Source organism: Phytopseudomonas punonensis, assembly GCF_900142655.1.
Lineage (GTDB): Bacteria > Pseudomonadota > Gammaproteobacteria > Pseudomonadales > Pseudomonadaceae > Aquipseudomonas > Aquipseudomonas punonensis.
In genome coordinates this window covers 902,089-924,567 of record NZ_FRBQ01000001.1, presented here as the reverse complement: position 1 = coordinate 924,567, position 22,479 = coordinate 902,089, and the positions used below count along the sequence as shown (strand labels likewise).

The window sequence follows — 22,479 nt, the reverse complement described above, 5'->3', positions numbered from 1 at the left end:
AGCTCCGGGCTGGCGGCCCGCGAGCCTGTTATTATTCGCGGCAACTGTTTTCTGGATCGTACCCATGCCCCGCGAAATTCGCATCGCTACCCGCAAGAGTGCCCTCGCCCTGTGGCAGGCCGAACACGTCAAAGCTCGTCTAGAACAAGCCCACCCTGGCTTGCAGGTGAGCCTGGTGCCGATGGTCAGTCGTGGTGACAAACTGCTCGATGCACCGCTGGCCAAGATTGGCGGCAAGGGCCTCTTCGTCAAAGAGCTGGAAACCGCGCTGCTCGAAAATCAGGCCGACATCGCCGTGCACTCGATGAAAGATGTGCCGATGGATTTCCCCGAGGGGCTCGGGCTGTTCTGCATCTGCGAGCGTGAAGATCCACGCGACGCCTTCGTCTCCAATACCTACGAAAGCCTCGATGCACTACCGGCTGGCAGCGTCGTCGGTACCTCCAGCCTGCGTCGCCAGGCTCAGCTGCTGGCGCGTCGGCCAGACCTGAAAATTCACTTCCTGCGTGGCAACGTCAATACGCGCCTGGCCAAGCTGGATGCCGGCGAGTACGACGCCATCATCCTCGCGGCGGCTGGTCTGATCCGCCTAGGCTTCGAGGATCGCATCCGCGATTCGATCAGCATTGAGCACAGCCTGCCGGCTGGCGGCCAGGGCGCCGTCGGCATCGAGTGCCGGGTTGGCGACGCCGAATTGCAGCGTTTGCTGGCGCCGCTCAATCACACCGAAACTGCCCTGCGAGTCACGGCAGAGCGTGCCATGAACAAGCGCCTTAACGGCGGTTGCCAAGTGCCGATTGCCTGCTACGCGATCCTCGAAGGAGAGCAGCTGTGGCTGCGTGGCCTGGTTGGCGAGCCCGATGGCAGCCGCTTGCTGCGTGCCGAGCAGCGTGGCGCCGCCGAAGACGCCGAAGGCCTTGGTATCGAGGTCGCCGAGGCATTGCTGGCTCAGGGCGCCGGCAGCATTCTGACCGCGATCTACGGCGAGGCAGCTAGCGAGTGAGCCGCTGGCGCCTGCTGCTGACTCGTCCCGAGCAGGAGTGCCAGGCGCTGGCCCAAGCGCTCGCGGGCGAAGGTATTCAAAGTGCTTGTCTGCCGTTGCTCGGCATCGAGCAATTGCCAGAAACGCCGCAGCACAGCGCGACCATTTGCGACCTGCACCGCTATACCGCGGTGATCGTGGTGAGCAAGCCGGCAGCCCGTTTCGGTCTTGAGCTGATGGATCGCTACTGGCCGCAGCCACTATCCGATCAGCCCTGGTTCAGTGTTGGTGCCGGCACCGGACAGATCCTCGCTGACTACGGTCTGACAGTGTTCTGGCCGAGCAGTGGTGATGACAGCGAGGCGTTGCTGGAGCTGCCCGAGCTGCAAGCGCCTCTTAAAGCTGCCTTGTTCCCCCGGGTGTTGATCATTCGCGGCGAAGATGGCCGAACCCTGCTCGCAGAACGCTTGCAGGCGCAGGGCGTCGAGGTGGACTATCTGCCGGTCTACCGTCGCGTGCTGCCTACTTACCCAACTGGCGCGTTGCAGGAACTGATACAGGTGGAACGCCTGAATGGGCTGGTGGTCAGCAGTGGGCAGGGCCTGATGCACCTGCGCCAACTGGCGGCGGATAACTGGCCCACGCTGGCGCAGCTACCCTTGTTCGTACCCAGCCCGCGCGTCGCCGAAATGGCCCGCGAGCTCGGCGCGGTTGATGTTGTGGATTGCCGTGGTGCCGATACCGCGGCGTTGTTGGCGGCCTTGCGTGCGCAGGCTTCGCCCGACTCTTGAAGCAAAGGATGGATACGTGAGCGAAGCGAATTCCCCAAAAGACCAGGAACAACCTGTGCAACCCGCCCCCGAATCGTCCCCTGTCGCTGCCGAGGCCAAGCCCGCTGCGCGTGGTACCGCGATTGCTGCCGTGGCGCTGCTGGTTGGCGTCGTCGGCGTTGGTGTCGGCGGCTGGAGTGCCTGGCAGTTGCGTGCGCTGCAGAGCGAGACGCAGCAGCAGTCCGCGCAGCTCGAGCAGGCGCGTAGCCAGGCTCAGGCGTTGACGCAGCGCACCGAGAGCCTTGACGACCGTTTCGAGCAACTGCCCAGCGTAGAAGAGCTCGACGAGCGTCGTCGGCTGGTGGCTCAGCTGCAGGGCGATCAGCAACTGCTCAACCGCCGTCTGGAAACCGTACTGGGTGCCAGTCGCCAGGATTGGCGTTTGGCCGAAGCCGAGCACTTGCTGCGACTGGCTAGCCTGCGCTTGTCTGCGCTGCAGGACATCAACAGCGCCACCGCGCTGGTGCAGGCCGCCGACGAGATTCTGCGTGATCAGGATGACCCGGCTGCTTTCGCTGCCCGCGAGCAACTGGCGAAAAGCCTCGAAGCACTGCGCGCCACTGACAACCCTGATCGTACCGGCTTGTTCCTGCAGCTCGGCGCATTGCGTGAGCAGGCGGCGCAACTCAACTCTCTCAATCCCAAGTTCGTTGCCGATGGTGGTGTACTCGGTGAGCTGGCCGCCGAAAGCGAGCCCGGCACCTGGTGGAGTCAGACCCTGCACAAGCTCTCGCAATATTTCCGCCTTGATTTCAACGCCGACCAGAACGTACGGCCGCTGCTGGCCGGGCAGAGCCTGAGCCAGGTGCGCCTGGCGCTGAGCCTGGCGCTCGAGCAGGCACAGTGGGCCGCGCTGCATGGGCAAACCCAGGTTTACCGGCAGGCACTGCAACAGGCTGCTGAGGTGCTGGACGCCAACTTCAATCGCGACAATCCGGACAGCCGTGCCCTGCGTGCTCGGGTTGGCGAGCTGGTCGACCAGCCTATCGAAGTCAAGGCGCCGGAACTGGGCGCATCGCTCAACGCGGTGCAGGCTTATATCGAACACAAGCAATCTGCCCGTGAGCGCCTCAAGGATGCCCCGGGTGAAGACGCTGGCGGTGATGGGGAGGCGCATCCATGAAACGCGTTTACCTGCTGCTACTCACCGTATTGGTGATCGGTGGGCTGGCGCTGCTTGGCCTGGCCATCTCCGAGCACAAAGGCTACGTCCTGTTCGCCTACAAAGGGTTCCGTTACGAGTCGACCCTGTGGGCATTCGTGTTGCTGGTGGTCGCGTTCTGCTTGGCGATGTGGCTGCTGCGGGTATTGATTCGTGCATTGCTGGTGTCGGTCGGGCTGATCAATCCCTGGTCGCGGCTGCATCACGAACGTCGCGTGCGCAGCGCTTCTGAACATGGTTTTCAGGAGCTGATCGAAGGGCGCTGGGCCAAGGCGCAGGCGCACCTGAGCCGTATCGCTCGTAATGAGCCGCGCCCGTTGATCCACTATCTCGGGGCCGCGCGCGCCGCTCACAGTCTGGAGCATTACGAAGAAAGCGATGCCCTGCTGAGTGAGGCGCTCGAGCGTCAGCCGAATGCTGAATTGGCGATTGCCCTGACCCACGCCGAGTTGCAACTGGCGCGCGGTGAAGTCGATAGCGCCCAAGAAACCTTGCAAGTGATGCACGAGCGCCACCCGCACAACCCACAGGTGCTGCGCCAACTGCAGGAGCTGTATGGCGTGCGTGGTGACTGGCAGGCGGTACTCAAGCTGTTGCCAGTACTGCGTAAAGAGAAGGCCATGGCGCCCGCCGAGCTGATGGCGCTGGAGCGCCGCGCCTGGCGTGAGTACCTGCTGGGGCTCGATTTCAACGGTGCCGACGATAGTGCACTGCCGCCTTTGGCGCAGGCCTGGGATCGACTGTCGCCCAACCTGCGTGGTGAGCCCGAGTTGCTCGAGGTATATGCCGACCGGTTGCGTGCGTTGGGCGCTGAGCCCGGTGCTGAAGAACTGCTCAGTAAGGCGCTGAACCGCGAGTACGATAGCCGGCTGGCGCGTCTTTACGGGCTCCTGCGTGGTCGTGATTCGGCCCGGCAACTGCAGAATGCAGAGGGTTGGCTCAAGCAGCATCCCAATGATGCCGGTTTGCTGCTCACACTCGGTCGCCTGAGCCTGCACAACCAGTTGTGGGGCAAGGCACGCGATTATTTCGAAGCCAGCCTGACCCTTGAGCGTCATCCCGAGACCTGTGCTGAGCTGGCGCGCCTGCTCGCGCAGCTGGGTGAAGTGGAGCGCAGTAACCGGTTGTTTCAGGAAGGCCTGGGGTTGCTGGATCGTCGTCTGAGTGGTCAGGTTGCAACGGTAGGCACTGAGCCGCAGCGCATGCCTACTGGCGACTGAGCAAAGAGTGCTGGCGTCGACCCCCGGTCGGCGCTCGCCATCAAGTGTCTTGAAGGGCGCTTGGCGCAGGCATAACCTGAGACGAAATGAGTGGTCGGACTGCAATAAGAATCATGCTAGTGTCCGGACTCGGCTGCACGTTCAGGGATCGATTCGTGATGCGTTTGCCGTCGCTGTACGCAGCGACATTTGGCCGGAGGGAATGCCGACAGGCGACCAGCCAACTTCCGATTCGCGGCGACGACAGGTGAACAACGGTCAACGCCCGATGCCCACAGGACATACCGATAAGGGAGCGAGATCACCATGCTCGAAAGTTGCCAGAATGCGCAGGAGCGGTGGGGCGGCGTACACCAGTTGATTGACCGCTGGTTGCAGGAACGTGCCGAGTTGATCAAGGGCTACGTTGCCATCAGCGACGTCAGTGACGCGGCGGTGATGCAGCGTTTCTGTGAAATCCTCGTCGACTATGTGTCCGCTGGGCACTTCGAGGTTTATCAGCAGCTCAACGAAGAGGCGCGCGCGTTCGATGATCAGCGCGGCCTGGAGCTTGCCAAGCAGATCTACCCGCGAATCGAGGTGATCACTGAAGCCGCTCTGGCGTTCAATGATCGCTGTGATGCCGGAGATTGCGGCGATGTCGATGCGGTGAGCAGCGAGCTCAAACGCCTGGGGCAGATGCTCCACGAGCGTTTCGAACTCGAGGACTGCCTCATCGAAGTGCTGCATACCGCCCACAAGCAGCAGGCCACTGCTGCAGTCGTTTAAGCCATAACGCCGCGACCATCGCGGCGTTGTCGTTTTAGCGGCCTGCCCGAACGTGTTCCACGGACCTTGCAGGTGCTTGCAAAGCGCTTGCGGCGGGCGCAAATTCATATAGCTAGTACGGCTTTATTCCATCCGCCTGGAGGCGCGTCATGCCGGCCACAAAAAACGTGAAGAAAAAATCGGTTACCACCCCTTTGCATCTGCTGCAGCAACTGTCCGGAAGCTTGCTCGAGCACCTTGAAAACGCCTGCTCGCAAGCGCTGGTAGATGCTGAAAAAATTCTCGCCAAACTGGAAAAGCAGCGCGGTAGCGCCCAGGAAAAACTGCACAAGGCACGCGGCAAGCTGCAGTCTGCAGTCGCCGACGGCAAGGCTAAGGCGCAGTCCAAAGCGAAGGCCGCGGTCGATGAGCTCGAAGGTGTGCTCGATGCACTGCAGGCCCGCCAAACCGAAACCCGCCAGTACATCGTGCAGCTCAAGCGCGATGCTCAGGAAAGCCTGAAGCTGGCCCAGGGTGTTGGCAAGGTTCGCGAAGCTGCCGGCAAGGTGCTGTCCAGCCGTGACAAGGCGCAGGCCAAGCCGGTTGCCGGCAAAGCGGCAGCGAAGCCAGCAGCCAAACCAGCCGCGAAGGCGGTTGCTAAACCTGCTGCCAAGCCAGCCAGCCAGGCTGCTGCAAAACCGACTACCGCTAAGCCAGCGGCCAAGGCTGCAGCTAAACCTGCCGCCAAGCCGGCTGCCAAAGCCGCTGCGAAACCTGTAGCCAAACCAGCCCCTCAAGCTGCTGCGAAGCCGGCTACTGCTAAGCCAGCGGCAAAGCCTGCCGCTAAATCTGCAGCTAAACTGACTGCAGCTAAACCCGCTAGCAAGACAGCTGCAAAACCGGTTGCGAAATCCGCTGCTGCCAAGCCAGCAGTCAAGGCCGCTGCTAAACCTGCTGCCAAGCCAGCTGCCAAGGCTGCCGCGAAGCCGGCCCCTCAGACAGCCGCGAAGCCTGCTGCCACCAAGCCGGCCAATGCCAAACCTGCGGCTACCAAGCCAGCCGCTAAACCTGCAGCAAAACCGGCGGCTGCCAAGCCCGCCGCAAAGCCTGAAGCCAGCAAGCCGGCAGCCGAGCCTGCCGCTGCCTCGACTCCAGCTAACAGTGCTGCAAACGGCGCAACGCCGCCAGCCAATAGCTGATCAAGGCATCCAAAGCCTGCGAGCTGCCAAGCTCGCAGGCTTTGCTTAGTCCTCAGCTCCAGCGCAATCAGCCGTTTCCCCCTGCGCTGATTAGTATGCGTTTTCTATTTTTCCTCGTTACGGTGCTCGACAAGCCTGTGTCGTACAGGCCATCTCCAAACAACTGTGAGGTGCAGCATGTTCAACGCTACCGTCAGCAAAAAGCCGCTTGTCAGTGCCCGCCGTAGCATTGCAATTGAGCGCCCATCGCGGGTCAGGACGTTGTGGCTTGCCGGTTTGGGCGCCTATGCCAAGGCTGGTCAGGAAGGACTGGGCTATTTCCAGACGCTGGTTCAGCTTGGTGAGCAAGCGGAACAGCGCGGCAAGAAGCAGGTCAATGAACAAGTCGAGCAGGTCAATGACCAGATCGACGAAGCCAGAAGCAAAGTGTCCGTTGTGAAGAACCAGGTCGCCGCCCGAATCGAGAAGATCGAGCAGGCCTTCGATTCTCGCGTGGCTGGTGCACTCAACCGTCTTGGTATTCCCGCCCGACAGGATATCCAGGCCCTGTCTGCTAAGCTGGATGAGCTGAGCGCGTTGCTCGAGCGTGTCGCGCGTACCCAATAAGGAGAGCAGGATGGCTGTCAAAAAGAAATCCGAGAAACAGACAGGCTCGTGGATTGGCGAGGTTGAAAAGTACTCGCGACAAATCTGGTTGGCCGGTTTGGGCGCTTATTCCAAGGTCAGCAAGGACGGCACCAAGCTGTTCGACACGCTGGTCAAAGATGGCGAAAAGGCCGAGAAGGCTGCCAAGAGCAACGTCGACAAGCAGGCCGAGGCGGTGAAATCGTCGGTCGATTCATCGGTCAGCAGCGCCCGCTCGCGGGTCGATGAGGTCAAGGGCAAGGCGATTGGCAAGTGGAGCGAACTCGAAGAAGCCTTCGACAAACGTTTGAACAACGCCATTTCCCGTCTGGGTGTGCCGAGCCGCAATGAGGTCAAGGCGCTCAATGACAAGGTCGACATTCTGACCCGTCAGCTCGAGACCCTCACCGGTTTCTCCAGCAAGCCAGCGGCCAAACCGGCGGTGAAGAAAGCCGCGGCCAAGCCAGCCAGCAAGCCTTCTACAGCGAGTAAGGCACCTGCTGCCAACAAGGCTGCCAGCGCTACTGCGGCGAAACCCACAGCCAAGCCTGCTGCTGCCAAGCCGGCGGCAGTAAAGAAGGCTCCGGCAAGCAAACCCGCGGCGAGCAAAACGGCTAGCGCTGCCAAGAGCCCGGTAAAAGCACCAGCCAAGCCGGCGATAAAAGCTGCTGCAAAACCAGCTGCCAAGCCGGCCAGCAAACCAGCAGCGAAGAAGCCGGCAGCCAGCAAAGCCGCTGCCCCAACTGCACCGGTCAGTACGCCGGTGGACACCGCCGCAGCAACCGGCACGACGCCTGCCGCCGGCAACCAATCCTGAGGTAGTCGTCTGAAATGAAAACGCCCGATCCTGTATCGGGCGTTTTCGTTTCAGGCAGGGCTGTCGTGTAGGTAACTGTGGGCCAGCAGCTCGGTGGTGTGTCGTGCATCGTCACGTAGATGGGGCGCGACCAGCATCATGACGTGATAGACCACCAGCCTGCTGTCGTCAGGTTGCGCGACGATACGTTGGTAATCCTGGGCGAACAGCAAGGTCAGCACGATTTGCTCGACCAGTTGCTGCAGGGTGTTTTGCTCGCCCACCAGCGCATGCCTGGCTTGCAGGCGCGCCAACAAGCACGCCAGCGTGCACCTGAGTTTGCCAAGCCAAAGGCGCATGCCGGATGCGAGCTTGGGCAGTCGCCCGCTGAGGTGGGAAAGGTCCTGGAACAGAAACCGATAAGCTGACATGCCTTCGGCGATCAGATGAACGAAAAGCCAGTAATCCTGGGCATCTAGATCCACGTCGTCAGGTGGTGTTAGCAACGGCGCCAGTGTCACCTGAAGCTGCTCGAAGAGCGCCAGGACCAGCGGCTCCTTGCCGTGGAAGTGGTAGTAGAGGTTACCCGGGCTGATATTTAGCTCGTTGGCGATTTCTAGCGTCGATACATTGGGTTCGCCGCGCTCGTTGAACAGCTGCAGGGTGGCCTGGAGAATGCGGTCGCGGGTTTTCATCTGTTCAGGGCATCCGAATGCCGGCGGCGGTATGGCTGTGAGTTGGCCGCAGGCTCCAGCCACACAGCGAATTTCTACAGACGCGAAGCACTCAGGATGGTCCCCGAGCAGCGGCTACCGTATTCGGATGCATGACCGCTGGCTGCCGCTCCTCGGCGAGGAATTTCATGATGATGGGCGCCACCACTTCGGCGCGCGTCACCAGAAACAGGTGACCGTCGTCGATCACGTGCAGTTCGGAGTTGGGAATGCGCCAGGCGAGCAGGCGCATGTTGAGCAGCGGAATGATCGGGTCGTCATCGCCGGCCAGCACCAGCGTCGGTTGGCGGATCTTGTGCAGCCAGTGGATGCTCGTCCAGCCCATGCCGGCGAACAGCTGCCAGTAGTAGCCCAGCTTGCCGCCCGAGCGCACCTTGCTGGCATGCGATAGCGCGAGTTTAGGATCGCGGCGAAAGGCGCCGCCGTAGATGTCGGCGGCGATGTGCACGCCGTAGGACGGCTGCAGGTAGCGGCGCGGACTGGCCATTCGCCAGAGTACCTTGGGCTTGCCTGGAATCATCACCGCACCCGCCGAGGTCGCGGCCAGTACGAGCTTCTTGCAGCGCTCCGGGTAATCGCGGGCGAACTGCTGCGCCAGCGCGCCGCCCCACGACACGCCGATGGCGTTGACCTGGCCGTAATCCAGATAGTCGAGCATACGTGCGGCCAGCTTGGCCAGGCCGGGGAAGCGGTAGGGAATGCTTGGCGTAGAAGAACCGCCGACGCCCGGTACATCGAAGGCGATGATTTCCTGATCCTTGTCCAGGGCGTTGACGAACGGCATGACCAGTTCAAGGTTGGCACCTATGCCGTTAAAGATCAGCAGCGGCACCTTGTCGGGGCTGCCGGCACGCACCGCGGTACGGATCGTCTGCTGATCGAGAACGATAGTGCGAAACACGAAGGCTGGAGACATGTGGCACCCCTGTCAGTGGTCGGCGCGCACGCTTAGCGTTCGTGCACGTAGGTGCCCGGCGCTGCCTCAGCGGCCGGGTAGCGCTTGTTACCCAGCTTGGCAGGCGCCTTCTTGGTTTCTCCGGAACGGGCAGTCAGCCATTTCTGCCAATGCAGCCACCAGGAGTCGGTGTGTTTGGTGGCGTCCTCCTGCCAGGCTTTCGGGTCGGCGGGCATGTCGGGGTTGGTCATGTAGCGCGCCTTGGGGTTGCCCGGTGGGTTGAGAATGCTCTGGATATGCCCGCTGCTGGAAAGCACGAATTCGCACTGCCCGCCAAATAGCCGGGCCGATTTGTAGCAGGACGTCCAGGGCGTGATGTGATCGTTACTGCCGGCGACAACGTAGTAATCGCAGGTGACCTGGCTGAGGTCGATGGGCGTTCCACAGACTTCGAGCGCGCCAGCGCGGGTCAACGGGTTGGTCTGGAACATATCGATGAATTCGCCATGCAGGGCGGCGGGCAGGCGCGTGGTGTCGTTGTTCCAGTAGAGGATGTCGAATACTGGCGGCTCGTTGCCGAGCAGGTAGTTGTTGACCCAGTAATTCCAGATCAGGTCGTTGGGGCGCATCCAGGCGAATACCTTGGCCATGTCGCTGCCTTCCAGCACGCCGGCCTGGTAGGAGCGGCGCTTGGCTGCCTCAAGGGTCTGCTCGTCGGCGAACAGCGCGTACTGGCTGTCCAGGCGGGTATCCAGCACGCTGACCAGCAGCGTCTGCGCATGCACTTTCTTCTCGCCGAGTGCAGCGTAATGGCCCAGCAGTGACGCCGTGGTCGCGCCGCCGGAGCAGGCGCCGAGCACGTTCACATCGGCGCTACCGGTGATCGTGCAAACCACGTCGACGGCTTCCTTGAGTGCTTCGATATAGGTCGAAAGGCCCCATTCGCGCTGCGCCTTGGTCGGGTTGCGCCAGCTGACGATAAAGGTCTGCACCTGGTTGCGCAGCAGAAAGCGCGCCAGGCTTTTTTCCGGTGACAGGTCGAATACGTAGTACTTGTTGATCTGTGGCGGTACCACCAGCAGCGGGCGTTTGAATACCTGCTCGGTGACCGGTGTGTACTGGATCAGCTCCAGCACTTCGTTGCGAAATACCACGGCGCCTTCGGTGGTGGCGACGTTGCGGCCCACTTCGAAGGCCTTCATGTCCACTTGGCTGGGCATGCCGCCGTTGTGCAGCAGGTCTTTGGCCATGTGCGAAAGGCCGTCGAGCAGGCTCTTGCCGCCGGTATCGAAGAAGCGTTTTACCGCTGCCGGGTTGGCCAGGCTGTTGCTCGGCGCCATCGCCTCGGTCATCAGGTTGATGATGAAGTGCCCGCGGCTGACGTCCTGTTCGGACAGTGAGCTATGCTCGACCCAGTCGTGCAGTTCCTTGCGCCAGGCCAGGTAGGTTTGCAGGTAGCGGCGGTAGAGCGGGTTATGGCTCCAGGCCGGGTCGTTGAAGCGGCGGTCGTTGTCGTCGGGCTGCAGTTGCGACTGGCCGAGCAGCACGTTTTTCATTTCGACCCCGAAATGCGCGACGTGACGGGCGCTATGCAGCGGTTGGCGCATGGCCTGGGTCAGCACCAGGCGGGCGGATGTCAGCAGGTCTCTGCCACGGATACCGATGACCGGGTTGAGGCCCATGGTGCTCTTGGCCGACGTGTGTTTCAGGTCATCGTTCTGCTTTTCACTCATCGACAACGCTCCCTTTGCCAGCGGCAGGCAGCCATCTGTTGCGAACAGCGGCGCTGATCCTGTCGAGGCTTGCGATTGGCAGTAGTAGTGGCGCTTTGCGGCATCCAGAGGATGGCTGGGTGAACCTGAAGTGCTCTGGTTACCCGAGTTTAGACATTAGCGCAAGATCAGCCAGGCGCGAGCGCGGCCGAGTACTACCGATCGATGGGGCTTCAGAGCATCAGGCGGACGACGGATTCGGCGGGGTCGCGGGATTTGCCAGCAGCGGCCAGTTCAGCCAGGTAGTCGCGCCATAACTCGTCCTGGCGCAAAGCCAGTTGCTGCAGGTAGTCCCAGGTGAACAGCCCACTGTCGTGGCCGTCGTCAAAGGTCAGTTTGAGGGCGTAATTCCCCGCGGGCTCGATGCCGATCAGTGCGACGTTGAGCTTGCCGGTTTGCAGAATGGGTTTGCCGTGGCCCTGCACCTCGGCAGAGGGCGAGTGCACGCGCAGAAATTCGGCGGGCAGCAGGTAGCTGTCAGCACCGTATTGCAATTCCAGGGTCCGCGACGCCTTGTGCAGCTTGATCGAAGTGGGGATAAGCACAGCAAGGCTCCAGGCCGGACTCCAGAGAGTGCGCGGCGCCTTTGGGCGCCGCGCAGTTCGTGGCTGTTTAGAGAATGTAGCGCGACAGGTCTTCGTCCTGCGCCAGCTCGCCGAGGTGGCTGTTGACGTAGGTCGCGTCGATGCGAATGGTCTCACCGTTCTGCTGGCCAGCCAGGTCACCGGCGCTGAAGGAGACTTCTTCGAGCAGACGCTCCAGCAACGTGTGTAGGCGACGGGCACCGATGTTCTCGGTCTTCTCGTTGACCTGCCAGGCGATCTCGGCGATGCGCTTGATGCCGTCTGCGGCGAACTCGACGCCCAGGCCTTCGGTCTGCAGCAACGCCACGTATTGCTCAGTCAGCGATGCGTGCGGCTCGCTGAGGATGCGCTCGAAATCTTCCGGGCTCAGCGCCTTGAGTTCTACGCGAATCGGCAGGCGACCCTGCAGCTCCGGCACCAGATCGCTCGGCTTGCTGAGGTGGAAGGCGCCCGAGGCGATGAACAGGATGTGGTCGGTCTTGACCATACCCAGTTTGGTGTTGACGGTGCAGCCTTCGATCAGCGGCAGCAGGTCGCGCTGTACACCTTCACGGGATACGTCGGCACCGCCAGCATTGGCACGCTTGGCCACTTTGTCGATTTCGTCGATGAACACGATGCCGTGCTGCTCGACTGCTTCCAGTGCCTTGGCCTTGAGTTCTTCCTCGTTGACCAGACGACCGGCTTCCTCGTCACGCACCAGCTTGAGTGCGTCCTTGACCTTGAGCTTGCGGCTTTTCTTCTTGCCCTTGCCCATGTTGGAGAACAGGTTCTGCAACTGGCTGGTCATTTCTTCCATGCCGGGCGGGGTCATGATTTCGATGCCGGCGGGGCTGTCGGCCACTTCGATCTCGATTTCCTTGTCGTCCAGCTGGCCTTCGCGCAGACGCTTGCGGAACAGCTGGCGGGTGTTCGAGTCGCTACTCGACGCCGCTTCTTCGGCAAAACCGCTACGTGCCGGCGGCAACAGTGCATCGAGAATACGGTCTTCGGCGGCGTCTTCAGCACGGTGGCGAACGCGGATGATTTCCTGCTCGCGGAGCATCTTCAGGGCGGCGTCGGCGAGATCACGGATGATCGATTCGACATCGCGGCCGACGTAGCCGACCTCGGTAAATTTGGTGGCTTCGACCTTCAGGAACGGCGCGTTGGCCAGCTTGGCCAGGCGACGGGCGATCTCGGTCTTGCCGACACCGGTCGGGCCGATCATCAGGATGTTTTTGGGGGTGACTTCAGCGCGCAGCTCGGCGGGCAGCTGCATGCGCCGCCAGCGGTTGCGCAGTGCGATGGCGACGGCGCGCTTGGCGTCGTCCTGGCCGATGATGTGATGGTTAAGTTCGTGGACGATCTCGCGGGGTGTCATGGACATGAGCGTGCTCCGATCCGGACTGGCTTAGATAGCCGAGTCCAGCTCCTCGATAGTCAGATTCTGGTTGGTGAACACGCAGATCGAACCAGCGATGTTCAGCGCGGTTTCGGCGATCTCACGGGCGCTCAGTTCTTCGCTGCCTTTCTGCAGCAGCGCCAGGGCCGCTGCCTGGGCAAATCCGCCACCGGAGCCCATGGCGATCAGGCCATGCTCGGGTTCGACCACGTCACCGTTGCCGGTGATGATCAGCGATGCGTCCTTGTTGGCGACCGCCAGCATGGCTTCCAGACGGCTCAGGGAGCGATCGGTACGCCAGTCCTTGGCCAGTTCGACGGCGGCACGTACCAGGTGGCCTTGGTGTTTTTCCAGCTGTGCTTCGAAGCGCTCGAACAGGGTGAAAGCGTCGGCGGTGGCACCGGCAAAGCCGGCGATGACCTGACCGTGGTAGAGGCGGCGGACTTTCTTGGCGTTACCTTTCATGACGGTATTGCCGAGAGAAACCTGGCCATCGCCACCGAGGACGACTTTGCCATGGCGGCGGACTGAAACGATGGTGGTCAAGGGGAGAGTCTCCACGCTGCGGGGCGAAATGGCCCTGATGAAAACTCAGATGGGGTGCCCGCCGCGGTTTTTCAACCGGCGGCGGGTGAAAGGGATCAGCGCAACTGGCGCTGTTGCAACAGCAGGTTGCTGAAGCCGCCAGCAGCCAGGGACTTCTGTGCAGCGGCCAGTTGCTCGCGGTTGGCGAAGGGGCCGACCAGCACGCGGTGCCAGGTTTTGTCCGCAACCGTACCGGATTCCACGCGCACGCTCTGGCCGAGTAAGATGATCTGCGCACGCATGCTTTCGGCCTTGTCCTTGCTCGGGAACGAGCCGGCCTGCAGGAAGAACTGCGTGGTCAGCGGAGCCTGATTGGTTTCCGCAGGTTTGGCGACCGGAGGCGGTGGTGGCGGCGTTTCACCGTTGAGCGCCGCCTGGGCACGGGCAGCATCGATCTTGGCGGCTTCCTCCGGGGTTACCGGTTTCTGCTCGGGCGTTGGCGTGGTGGGCGGCGGTACGGCATCCGGCGGCACGATGACTTCCGATTCGGGCAGCAGCGTATAGAAATCGTACTTGGGCTTGCCCGGTTCCTGGCTGGTCGCCGACGGTGTCGGTTTGGCCGAGGTGCTGGCGCGTTCGGGCTGGGGCTTGTCGCGTTTGACCGCTTCGTCACCCGGCTTGAGGTTGAGCAGCAGGGTAACGAACACGCCCACGGCCAGGCCGCAGGCTAGCCAGATCCAGCCCGGGACCGGGCGTTTGCTCGGGGCCTTGTAGCGGCTGGCGCCGCGTTTGGGTGCTGGCTTCTTGCGAGCTGCCACTTACATGCGCTCCAGAGTTTCCAGGCCCAGCAGTTCCAGGCCTTGCTTGAGGGTGCGGCGAGTCAGGCCAGCCAGGCGCAAGCGGCTCTGACGAGTGCTTTCGTCTTCGGCGCTAAGAACCGGGCAGTGCTCGTAGAAGCTGGAGAACAGCCCGGCCACGTCGTAGAGGTAAGCGCACAGCAGGTGCGGCGTGCCCTTGTCGGCGACGCTGCTCAGCACTTCGCCGAACTGCGCCAGCTTGCCGGCCAATTCGATTTCCTGGGGTGCCTGAAGTTCGATGTGCCCGCCGATCTCCTCGATGCCCTTGCCCAGCTTGCGGAAGATGCTCGCTGTGCGGGTGTAGGCGTACAGCAGGTAAGGCGCGGTGTTGCCTTCGAAGCTGAGCATCAGCTCGAAGTTGAAGCTGTAGTCGCTAGTACGGTGCTTGGACAGGTCGGCGTATTTCACGGCGCCGATACCGACGGCGCGAGCGATCTGGCGCAGCTCGGCCTCATCCAGTTCCGGGTTCTTGGCTTTGACCAGCTCGTAGGCGCGCGACTCGGCTTCGTCGAGCAGGTCAATCAGCTTCACGGTGCCGCCATCACGGGTCTTGAACGGGCGGCCATCGGCGCCGTTCATGGTGCCGAAGCCCATGTGCTCCAGGTCCATGCCCGCATGCACGAAGCCGGCGCGGCGGGCGACTTCGAAAGCCATTTGGAAGTGCAGGGCCTGGCGCTGGTCGACGAAATACAACGCGCGGTCGGCCTTTAGCACTTGGCTGCGATAACGCATGGCTGCCAGGTCGGTGGTCGAGTACAGGTAGCCGCCGCCGGCCTTCTGCACGATTACCGGCAGCGGGTTGCCTTCGGCGTTCTTGTATTCGTCGAGGAAGACGCACTGGGCGCCGTTGTCCTCGGTGAGCAGGCCTTTGCTGCGCAGGTCGGCGACTACGTTGGCCAGATCGGCGTTGTAGGCGCTCTCGCCCTTGACGTCGGCCGGGGTCAGCTTGACGCCCAGGCGGTCGTAGGCCTTTTGGCAGTGGCTCAGGGAAATGGCGTTGAAACGGTTCCACAGGCGCAGGCATTCCGGCTCGCCGGCCTGCAGCGCGACGACCAGGGCGCGGGCGCGCTCGGCGAACTCCGGCGACTCGTCAAAGCGCTTCTTGGCTGCGCGGTAGAAGCCTTCAAGGTCGGCCAGCTCGCTTTCTGCAGCGGCCGGGTTCTCTTCCATAAAAGCCAGCAGCATGCCGAACTGGGTGCCCCAGTCGCCCACGTGGTTCTGACGGATCACCTCGTCACCGAGGAATTCCAGCACTCGCGCCACGGCGTCGCCGATGATGGTCGAGCGCAGGTGACCGACGTGCATTTCCTTGGCCAGGTTCGGCGACGACAGGTCGACGACCACGCGCTGCGCCGCGCCGCTCTTGCGCACGCCCAGGTGCTCATCGGCCAGGGCCGCTTCCAGGCGCTCGGCCAAGGCGTCGCTGTTCTGGAAGAAGTTGAGAAAGCCCGGGCCGGCGATTTCGACCTTGCTGATCTGCGCATCGGCAGGCAGCGCGTCGATCAGCTTCTGGGCCAGGTCGCGCGGCTTCATGCCGGCCGGCTTGGCCAGCATCATGGCGATATTGCTGGCGAAGTCGCCGTGGGTCTTGTCCCGGGTGTTCTCCACCTGGATCGTCGGGCTCAGGCCTTCGGGCAGCACGCCTTCGGCGGTCAGGCGGGTCAGGGCTTGCTGGATCAGGTGGCGAATACTGTCTTTCATGGTCTGCTCATTCGGCCGCGAGGTGCGGCGCCGCTCGAAAGCGTGGGTGGAAAACTGCGCATTATAAAAGCAGCGGCAGGCGGCAAGCCACCGGCGGCTTGGATAAAGCACGGTGTAGTTGTCGCCGGATGCGAGTGGAGCGTGCTCAGAACAGGTCGATAGGGTCGACATCCAGCGACCAGCGCACGGCTCGGCCACTTGGCAGGCTCTCCAGAACCAACAGCCAGTGCGCCAGCAACTTGTGCAGCGGCGCCCGGGCATTGCCCTGCAGCAGCAACTGCGCGCGATAACGCCCGGCGCGGCGTTCCATGGGCGCTGGCACCGGGCCAAGCAGTTCGATGCCGCTTAGTGCTAGTTCGTTCAGCAACTGCTCGGCCTCACTGCAGGCCTCATCGAGAAAGCCTTCCGCCTGGCCGGGCTTGTGCGCTTCGGCACGCAGCAAGGCCAGGTGGCAGAACGGCGGTAGGCCGGCAGCGCGGCGCTCGCTCAGCGCTTGTTCGGCGAAGGCGAAATAACCCTGCTCGGTCAGCTGCACGAGTAGCGGGTGATCGGCCAAGTGACTCTGGATGATCACCTTGCCCGGCTCCTCCGCGCGTCCGGCACGACCAGCCACCTGGACGATCAGCTGGGCCATGCGCTCGCTGGCGCGGAAGTCGGCAGAAAACAGGCCGCCGTCTGCGTCGAGAATCGCCACCAGGGTGACGCGCGGAAAATGGTGACCCTTGGCGAGCATCTGGGTGCCAACGAGGATGCACGGCTCGCCACGTTGCACGGTGTTGAACAGGGTGGTCATCGCTTCCTTGCGCGAGGTGCTGTCGCGGTCCACGCGCAGCACCGGCACCTCAGGAAAGAGAATCTCCAGGCGTTCTTCGGCGCGCTCGGTGCCGGCGCCGACCGGGCGCAGGTCGACGTTGTTGCAGCTCGGGCAGTTGCTCGGCTGGCGCTCGGCGTGGCCGCAGTGGTGGCAGCGCAGCTCACGGCTGCGCTGGTGCACGGTCATGCGCGCATCGCAGCGCGGGCACTCGGACAGCCAGCCGCATTCGTGGCACAACAGCGTCGGCGCGAAGCCGCGGCGGTTGAGGAACACCAGCACTTGCTGGCCTGCCGCCAGGGTTTGGGTGATTGCCTGCTGCAGCGGTGGCGAAATGCCGGCGTCGAGCGGACGGCTCTTGATATCCAGGCGCAGAAAGCGCGGCGGCTGGGCGCCACCGGCGCGTTTGCTCATGCGCAGCATTGCGTAACGGCCGTTGTGGGCGTTGTGCAGGCTTTCCAGTGATGGCGTGGCCGAGCCGAGCACGATCGGCACGTTTTCCTTATGGGCGCGCACCACCGCCAGGTCACGGGCGTGATAGCGCAGGCCTTCCTGCTGTTTATAGGAGGCGTCGTGCTCTTCATCGATGATGATCAGCCCAGGGCGCTTCATCGGCGTGAACAGCGCCGAGCGGGTACCGATGATGATATCGGCCTCGCCATCGCGCGCTGCCAGCCAGGCGTCGAGGCGCTCGCGGTCGTTGACCGCCGAGTGCAGCAGGGCGATGCGTGCGTTGAAGCGGCGCTCGAAGCGCGCCAAGGTCTGCGGGCCGAGGTTAATCTCGGGGATCAGTACCAGCGCCTGTTTGCCCGCCTCCAGCGTTTCGCGGATCAGCTGCAGGTACACCTCGGTCTTGCCGCTGCCGGTCACGCCAGCGAGCAGAAAAGCATTGAAACCGTCGAAGCCGGCGCGCACTGCTTCGGCCGCGGCGCGCTGCTCATCGTTGAGTGGCAATTCCGGCTGGGCCAGCCAGTTGGCGTGGCGCTCGGGGCTGCTCAGGCGACGCACTTCGACGCGTACCAGGCCCTTCTCCTGCAGCAACTGCAGGCTGTCGCGGTTGATCTGCAACTGGCTGAGCAACTGATGGGAAACGCCATGGGGGTGCTGGGCGATGGTTTTCAGCGCGTCGCGCTGTCGCGGCGCGCGAGCGAGGCGTGGATCGTCCGCGCGGGCGTCTTTGGCGATCAACCAGAACCGCTCCTGGCGAGCCTCAGCCGGTTCGCCCTGGCGCAGCAGCACTGGCAGCGCCCAGTTCAAGGTATCACCGAGGCTGTGCTGGTAGTACTGAGCGGTCCACTGGCACAAGCGCATCATCGCGGACGGCACGGGCGATTGCAGGTCGAGCAGTTGCAGCGCCGGCTTGAGCTTGCCTGCCGGTACCTCGCTGTGATCGCTGACCTCGATCAGCACGCCGATCATCTCGCGGCGCCCGAAGGGTACGCGCAGTCGTGCGCCAGGCTGCAGGTCGCGGGCCGACACGCCGGGCGGGGCGAGATAATCGAACAGCCTGCGCAGCGGCGAGGGCAGGGCGAGTCGCAGGATGACGTCGGGCACGCAAAGGCTCCAGGCAAGCGAGGCGCGATATTAACACGCCGATGTGCGACGGCCGGTAGCCATGGCCGAGTTGCATCATGGCTGCGCTCTGGTATGATCCGCGGCCAACCTAAGTGCGGTACCTGACATCGTGTCCGGTGGCGGCACAAAACCTGAGGAAAAATCATGAAAGCCGATATCCATCCGGAATACGTCGCCATCGACGCTACCTGCAGCTGTGGCAACGTCATCAAGACTCGCTCTACTCTGGCCAAGCCGCTGAGCCTGGACGTCTGCTCCGAGTGCCACCCGTTCTACACCGGCAAGCAAAAAGTGCTGGATACCGGCGGCCGTATCGATCGCTTCAAACAGCGTTTTGGTGTGTTCGGCGCCAAGTAAGCGACCGAGTAGCGAAAGAGGCCCATATGGCTGTTTTCGCATCATTGAAAAAGGCGTCCCTTGTGGGCGCCTTTTTCGTTTCTGTCTTTTGTCTGCCGGCCCATGCACTCTGCCCGGCGCCCGGGAAGTTGCCGCAGGCAAAGGTGCAGCGTGTGGTGGATGGCGACACCGTGCGCCTGGTCGATGGCCGCAGCGTACGCCTGATCGGCCTCAATGCCCCAGAGTTGGCGCGCAAGGGCCAGCCTGCCGAGCCTTTTGCCGAGGCAGCGCGCAAGCGTCTCGTCGAGTTGGTAGCTGCCAATGATGGCCGTGTTGGGGTAAAAACCGGCGAGCAGAAGCAGGATCGCTACGGGCGCACCCTGGCGCATCTGTACGACAGCCGTGGCAATAACCTGGAAGCGCAGCTGCTCGCCGAGGGTTTTGGCCAGTTGGTGGCCATCACGCCGAATGTAAGCCTCGTTACCTGTCACCGCGCGGCCGAGCGCCAGGCACGCAGTGCGCGGGCCGGTTTGTGGGCGCAGCTGCGACCATTGCCTGCCAGGGCGGTGCGTAGCGGCGGCTTTGTCTTGCTCGAGGGGCAGGTGCAGCGCGTCGAGCGTAATCGTGGCGGTGTCTGGGTCGAGCTGGGTAATTCGGTGGTATTGCGGATTGCGCCTCAGGTGCTGGACACCTTTGCCGCCTCGGATTTGCGTGATCTGCAAGGCAAGCGAGTCGAAGCTCGCGGCTGGATGATCGACCGCTCGCGCGGTGGCGGCCTCAAGGTCGGCCAGGCGCGCTGGATGTTGCCGTTGACCCATGGCGCCATGCTGGAGGTGCTGCGATGAAGTTGTGCTTGCTGATCGTGGTGCTGGCGACACTGGCGGGCTGCGCGGTGAATCCGGCCACCGGGCGTACCGACTTCGTGATGATGAGTGAGGCCCAGGAGCTGTCCCTCGGCCGTGATGCCCATCAGCAGATTCTCAAGCAATACCCGCGTTACCCCGATGAGGCCCTTCAGGCCTACGTGCAGCAGGTTGGCGAGCGCGTGGCGCGGCATAGTCATCGTGGCCAGTTGGACTATCACTTCACGGTGATCGACAGTCCGGACATCAACGCCTTTGCGCTGCCCGGCGGTTACATCTATATCCACCGTGGGCTGATGGCCTATCTGAGCTCGGAGGCTGAGTTGGCTGCGGTGCTTGGGCATGAAGTCGGCCATGTCACTGCGCGGCATGGCGTGCGTCAGCAAAGCCAGTCGACAGCCTGGGGGCTTCTTGGCCAGGCCGTGGCGATGGGCACCGGCGTTGGCGCGGCAGCGGATGTCACCGGTGCGTTGGGTACCGCCGTGGTTCGCGGTTATGGCCGCGACATGGAGCTGGAGGCTGACGGCCTTGGCGCTCAGTATCTGGCTCGCGGCGGTTACGACCCGCAGGCGATGATCGAAGTGGTAGAGGTGCTCAAGCTGCAGGAAGACTTCGCTCGCGATCAGGCCGCCCGGCACGGCGAAGGGCAGCCGGCGGGTAGCTATCACGGCCTGTTCGATACCCACCCGGACAATGACCGACGACTGCAGCAGGTGATCGGCCCGGCGAAGGCATTGGTCGGCGGGCAGCAGGAGATCAATCGCGAGGCCTTTCTTAAGCGTTTGCAGGGTTTGCCGTTTGGTGATTCAGCCGATAGCGGTATCCGCCGTGCTGAGCGCTTCTACCACCGTGATCTTGATTTCACCCTAACCTTTGCGGAGGGCTGGAGCATCATCAACCAGCCGCAGCAACTGGTCGGCCAGTCGGCGGACAAGCAGGTACTCGTCGCCATGACGCTGGAAGACAATCCGCGTCAGCTGGATGCTGCCACCTTGTTGCGCCAGCGCATCGGCGGCAGGCGCCTGCTTGACGGGGCGCCACTGCAGCAAGCGGGCTTGCAGGGTTATACCGGCCTGATCGACGGCAGCGAGCCGCGTCGGGTAGCGGTGATACTCAAGGGCGATCAGGCTTATCTGTTCGTGGGTGCGGTCAGAGGCCGCAGAACGACAGCTCAGGACGATGCGCAGATGCTTGCCGCAATAGGCAGCTTCAGGTCGCTGCAGCCAGCCGAGCGCAAGCTGGCCGGGCCGCTGAGGTTGCAGTTGGTACGCGTAACGCAGGGCCAAACAGTCAAGTCATTCGCTGCAGGCAGTGGTCTTGCCTCTGACGCCGAGGGCACCCTGCGGCTGCTCAACAATCTTTATCCACAGGGCGAGCCTCGCCCTGGTGAATGGTTCAAGACGGTTCGCTGAGGCACGTTTGCAGGCTGACTGCATAGTCTTGTGCAGGCCCCTGCACTTTGCGTATCCTCGCCGACTGCCAGTCAATAGCCCAAAAAAAGCGGAATGCCACTATGTCTGATCTGAAAACTGCCGCTCTCGAATACCATGAGAAGCCCCGTCCGGGTAAGTTGAGCGTCGAGCTCACCAAGCCCACCGCCACTGCCCGTGACCTGTCGCTGGCCTACAGCCCAGGTGTCGCCGAGCCAGTGCGCGAGATCGCTCGCGATCCGGAGCTCGCCTACCGCTACACCGGTAAAGGCAACCTGGTAGCAGTCATTTCCGACGGCACCGCAATCCTCGGCCTGGGCGACCTCGGTCCGCTGGCGTCAAAGCCGGTCATGGAAGGCAAGGGTGTCCTGTTCAAGCGTTTCGCCGGCGTCGACGTGTTCGACATCGAAGTCGATGCTGAAAGCCCACAAGCGTTCATCGACACCGTCAAGCGTATCTCCATCACCTTCGGCGGCATCAACCTGGAAGATATCAAGGCACCCGAGTGCTTCGAGATCGAGCGCGCGCTGATCGAACAGTGCGACATTCCGGTGTTCCACGATGACCAGCACGGCACCGCGATCGTGACCGCTGCCGGCATGCTCAACGCCCTGGAAATCGCCGGCAAGACCCTGCCTGAAGCCAAGATCGTCTGCCTCGGCGCCGGCGCTGCAGCCATCTCCTGCATGAAGCTGCTGGTGAGCATGGGTGCCAAGGTCGAGAACATCTTCATGATCGACCGTAAAGGCGTGATCCACGCTGGCCGCGACGACCTGAACCAGTACAAGGCGGTGTTCGCCACCGAAACCACCAAGCGTACTCTGGACGATGCCCTGACCGGCGCTGACGTATTCGTCGGCCTGTCCGGCCCGGATCTGCTGAGCGCCGAAGGCCTCAAACTGATGGCGCCGAACCCGATCGTGTTCGCCTGCTCGAACCCGGATCCGGAAATCAAGCCGGAGCTGGCCCACGCCACCCGTAACGATGTGATCATGGCGACCGGTCGTTCCGACTACCCGAACCAGGTCAACAACGTTCTGGGTTTCCCGTTCATCTTCCGCGGCGCGCTCGACGTTCGTGCTACCCGCATCAACGAAGAGATGAAGATCGCTGCTGCCAACGCCCTGCGCGAGCTGGCCAAGCTGCCGGTTCCGCAGGAAGTGTGTGATGCCTACGGCGGTATCAAGCTGGAGTTCGGTCGTGAGTACATCATTCCGAAGCCTATGGACGTACGCCTGATCAACGTGGTGTGCGATGCCGTGGCCAAGGCCGCCATCGAAAGCGGTGTGGCGACCCTGCCGTATCCGAAGCACTACCCGCTGCAGTCGGTAGATGACGTGTTCAAAGGCTGAGTAATCGGCTGGAGACATAAAAACCCGCTTCGGCGGGTTTTTTTATGGCTGAGTTTTAGGAAAGGCGCGCAGGACGTTGCGCCTGAAACGGTAGCTGTGT

The 22,479-nt window shown here is 62.7% G+C and carries 21 protein-coding genes; 12 read left to right on the top strand and 9 right to left on the bottom strand.

The genetic code is table 11. The annotated features are described in order from the left end of the window. The first annotated feature begins 64 nt into the window (after window positions 1-64). The 8 genes from hemC (at window position 65) to BUC40_RS04130 (ending at window position 7,581) form a co-directional block, all read left to right on the top strand. A complete protein-coding gene (gene hemC / locus BUC40_RS04165) occupies window positions 65-1,003 on the top strand; it encodes a hydroxymethylbilane synthase (RefSeq protein WP_073262886.1) in 939 nt (312 codons plus the stop codon). Then, on the top strand, window positions 1,000-1,773 hold the full coding sequence (locus BUC40_RS04160; protein WP_073262884.1) for a uroporphyrinogen-III synthase: 774 nt from the start codon (window positions 1,000-1,002) through the stop codon (window positions 1,771-1,773). Before hemC ends, BUC40_RS04160 begins: the two co-directional genes overlap by 4 nt. Before the next feature lie 16 nt (window positions 1,774-1,789). Then, complete coding sequence (locus BUC40_RS04155) at window positions 1,790-2,935, top strand: uroporphyrinogen-III C-methyltransferase (protein WP_073262882.1); 1,146 nt, start codon at window positions 1,790-1,792, stop codon at window positions 2,933-2,935. Next, window positions 2,932-4,194, top strand: coding sequence for a heme biosynthesis HemY N-terminal domain-containing protein (locus BUC40_RS04150; protein ID WP_073262880.1), 1,263 nt, complete (start codon window positions 2,932-2,934; stop codon window positions 4,192-4,194). Before BUC40_RS04155 ends, BUC40_RS04150 begins: the two co-directional genes overlap by 4 nt. A gap of 306 nt (window positions 4,195-4,500) precedes the next feature. Then, window positions 4,501-4,962: an Rsd/AlgQ family anti-sigma factor gene (locus tag BUC40_RS04145; RefSeq protein ID WP_073262878.1), complete on the top strand. Its 462-nt coding sequence runs from the start codon at window positions 4,501-4,503 to the stop codon at window positions 4,960-4,962. 149 nt (window positions 4,963-5,111) lie between these two features. Beyond that, the gene (locus BUC40_RS04140; RefSeq protein ID WP_073262876.1) at window positions 5,112-6,140 is read left to right on the top strand and encodes an AlgP family protein; all 1,029 of its coding nucleotides are present in this window, start codon (window positions 5,112-5,114) and stop codon (window positions 6,138-6,140) included. Between the two features lie 177 nt (window positions 6,141-6,317). Then, the gene (locus tag BUC40_RS04135) at window positions 6,318-6,746 is read left to right on the top strand and encodes a phasin family protein (protein WP_073262874.1); all 429 of its coding nucleotides are present in this window, start codon (window positions 6,318-6,320) and stop codon (window positions 6,744-6,746) included. A 10-nt stretch (window positions 6,747-6,756) separates the two neighbouring features. Then, window positions 6,757-7,581, top strand: a complete 825-nt coding sequence (locus BUC40_RS04130; RefSeq protein WP_073262872.1) for a phasin family protein — start codon at window positions 6,757-6,759, stop codon at window positions 7,579-7,581. Between the two features lie 50 nt (window positions 7,582-7,631). On the opposite strand, the gene BUC40_RS04125 is transcribed toward BUC40_RS04130, so the two are convergent. From BUC40_RS04125 to BUC40_RS04085, 9 genes are all read right to left on the bottom strand, one after another. After that, a complete protein-coding gene (locus tag BUC40_RS04125) occupies window positions 7,632-8,255 on the bottom strand; it encodes a TetR/AcrR family transcriptional regulator (RefSeq protein ID WP_073262870.1) in 624 nt (207 codons plus the stop codon). 91 nt (window positions 8,256-8,346) lie between these two features. Continuing rightward, window positions 8,347-9,210, bottom strand: a complete 864-nt coding sequence (phaZ, locus tag BUC40_RS04120) for a poly(3-hydroxyalkanoate) depolymerase (RefSeq protein ID WP_073262868.1) — start codon at window positions 9,208-9,210, stop codon at window positions 8,347-8,349. Window positions 9,211-9,242: 32 nt separating this feature from the next. Next, the gene (gene phaC / locus BUC40_RS04115) at window positions 9,243-10,922 is read right to left on the bottom strand and encodes a class II poly(R)-hydroxyalkanoic acid synthase (RefSeq protein ID WP_073262866.1); all 1,680 of its coding nucleotides are present in this window, start codon (window positions 10,920-10,922) and stop codon (window positions 9,243-9,245) included. A gap of 212 nt (window positions 10,923-11,134) precedes the next feature. Further along, complete coding sequence (locus BUC40_RS04110; RefSeq protein ID WP_073262863.1) at window positions 11,135-11,506, bottom strand: gamma-butyrobetaine hydroxylase family protein; 372 nt, start codon at window positions 11,504-11,506, stop codon at window positions 11,135-11,137. 67 nt (window positions 11,507-11,573) lie between these two features. Further along, a complete protein-coding gene (gene hslU, locus BUC40_RS04105; RefSeq protein ID WP_073262861.1) occupies window positions 11,574-12,914 on the bottom strand; it encodes an HslU--HslV peptidase ATPase subunit in 1,341 nt (446 codons plus the stop codon). A gap of 24 nt (window positions 12,915-12,938) precedes the next feature. Next, window positions 12,939-13,475 (bottom strand): ATP-dependent protease subunit HslV, encoded by a 537-nt coding sequence (hslV, locus tag BUC40_RS04100; RefSeq protein ID WP_073262859.1) that lies wholly within the window; start codon window positions 13,473-13,475, stop codon window positions 12,939-12,941. Between the two features lie 95 nt (window positions 13,476-13,570). Continuing rightward, window positions 13,571-14,272, bottom strand: coding sequence for an SPOR domain-containing protein (locus BUC40_RS04095; protein WP_073262857.1), 702 nt, complete (start codon window positions 14,270-14,272; stop codon window positions 13,571-13,573). After that, entirely contained in the window at window positions 14,273-16,012 is a 1,740-nt protein-coding gene (gene argS / locus BUC40_RS04090) for an arginine--tRNA ligase (RefSeq protein WP_073262855.1), read from the bottom strand. A gap of 145 nt (window positions 16,013-16,157) precedes the next feature. Then, window positions 16,158-18,377, bottom strand: coding sequence for a primosomal protein N' (locus tag BUC40_RS04085; RefSeq protein WP_073262853.1), 2,220 nt, complete (start codon window positions 18,375-18,377; stop codon window positions 16,158-16,160). A gap of 165 nt (window positions 18,378-18,542) precedes the next feature. Here BUC40_RS04085 and rpmE point away from each other — a divergent pair, with 165 nt between their 5' ends. From rpmE to BUC40_RS04065, 4 genes are all read left to right on the top strand, one after another. Continuing rightward, window positions 18,543-18,755: a 50S ribosomal protein L31 gene (gene rpmE / locus BUC40_RS04080; RefSeq protein ID WP_073262851.1), complete on the top strand. Its 213-nt coding sequence runs from the start codon at window positions 18,543-18,545 to the stop codon at window positions 18,753-18,755. Window positions 18,756-18,781: 26 nt separating this feature from the next. Further along, entirely contained in the window at window positions 18,782-19,579 is a 798-nt protein-coding gene (locus BUC40_RS04075; protein ID WP_073262849.1) for a thermonuclease family protein, read from the top strand. Further along, window positions 19,576-21,009, top strand: a complete 1,434-nt coding sequence (locus BUC40_RS04070; RefSeq protein WP_073262847.1) for a M48 family metalloprotease — start codon at window positions 19,576-19,578, stop codon at window positions 21,007-21,009. Before BUC40_RS04075 ends, BUC40_RS04070 begins: the two co-directional genes overlap by 4 nt. A gap of 101 nt (window positions 21,010-21,110) precedes the next feature. Further along, the gene (locus BUC40_RS04065) at window positions 21,111-22,379 is read left to right on the top strand and encodes a malic enzyme-like NAD(P)-binding protein (RefSeq protein ID WP_073262845.1); all 1,269 of its coding nucleotides are present in this window, start codon (window positions 21,111-21,113) and stop codon (window positions 22,377-22,379) included. The last annotated feature ends 100 nt before the right edge of the window (window positions 22,380-22,479 follow it).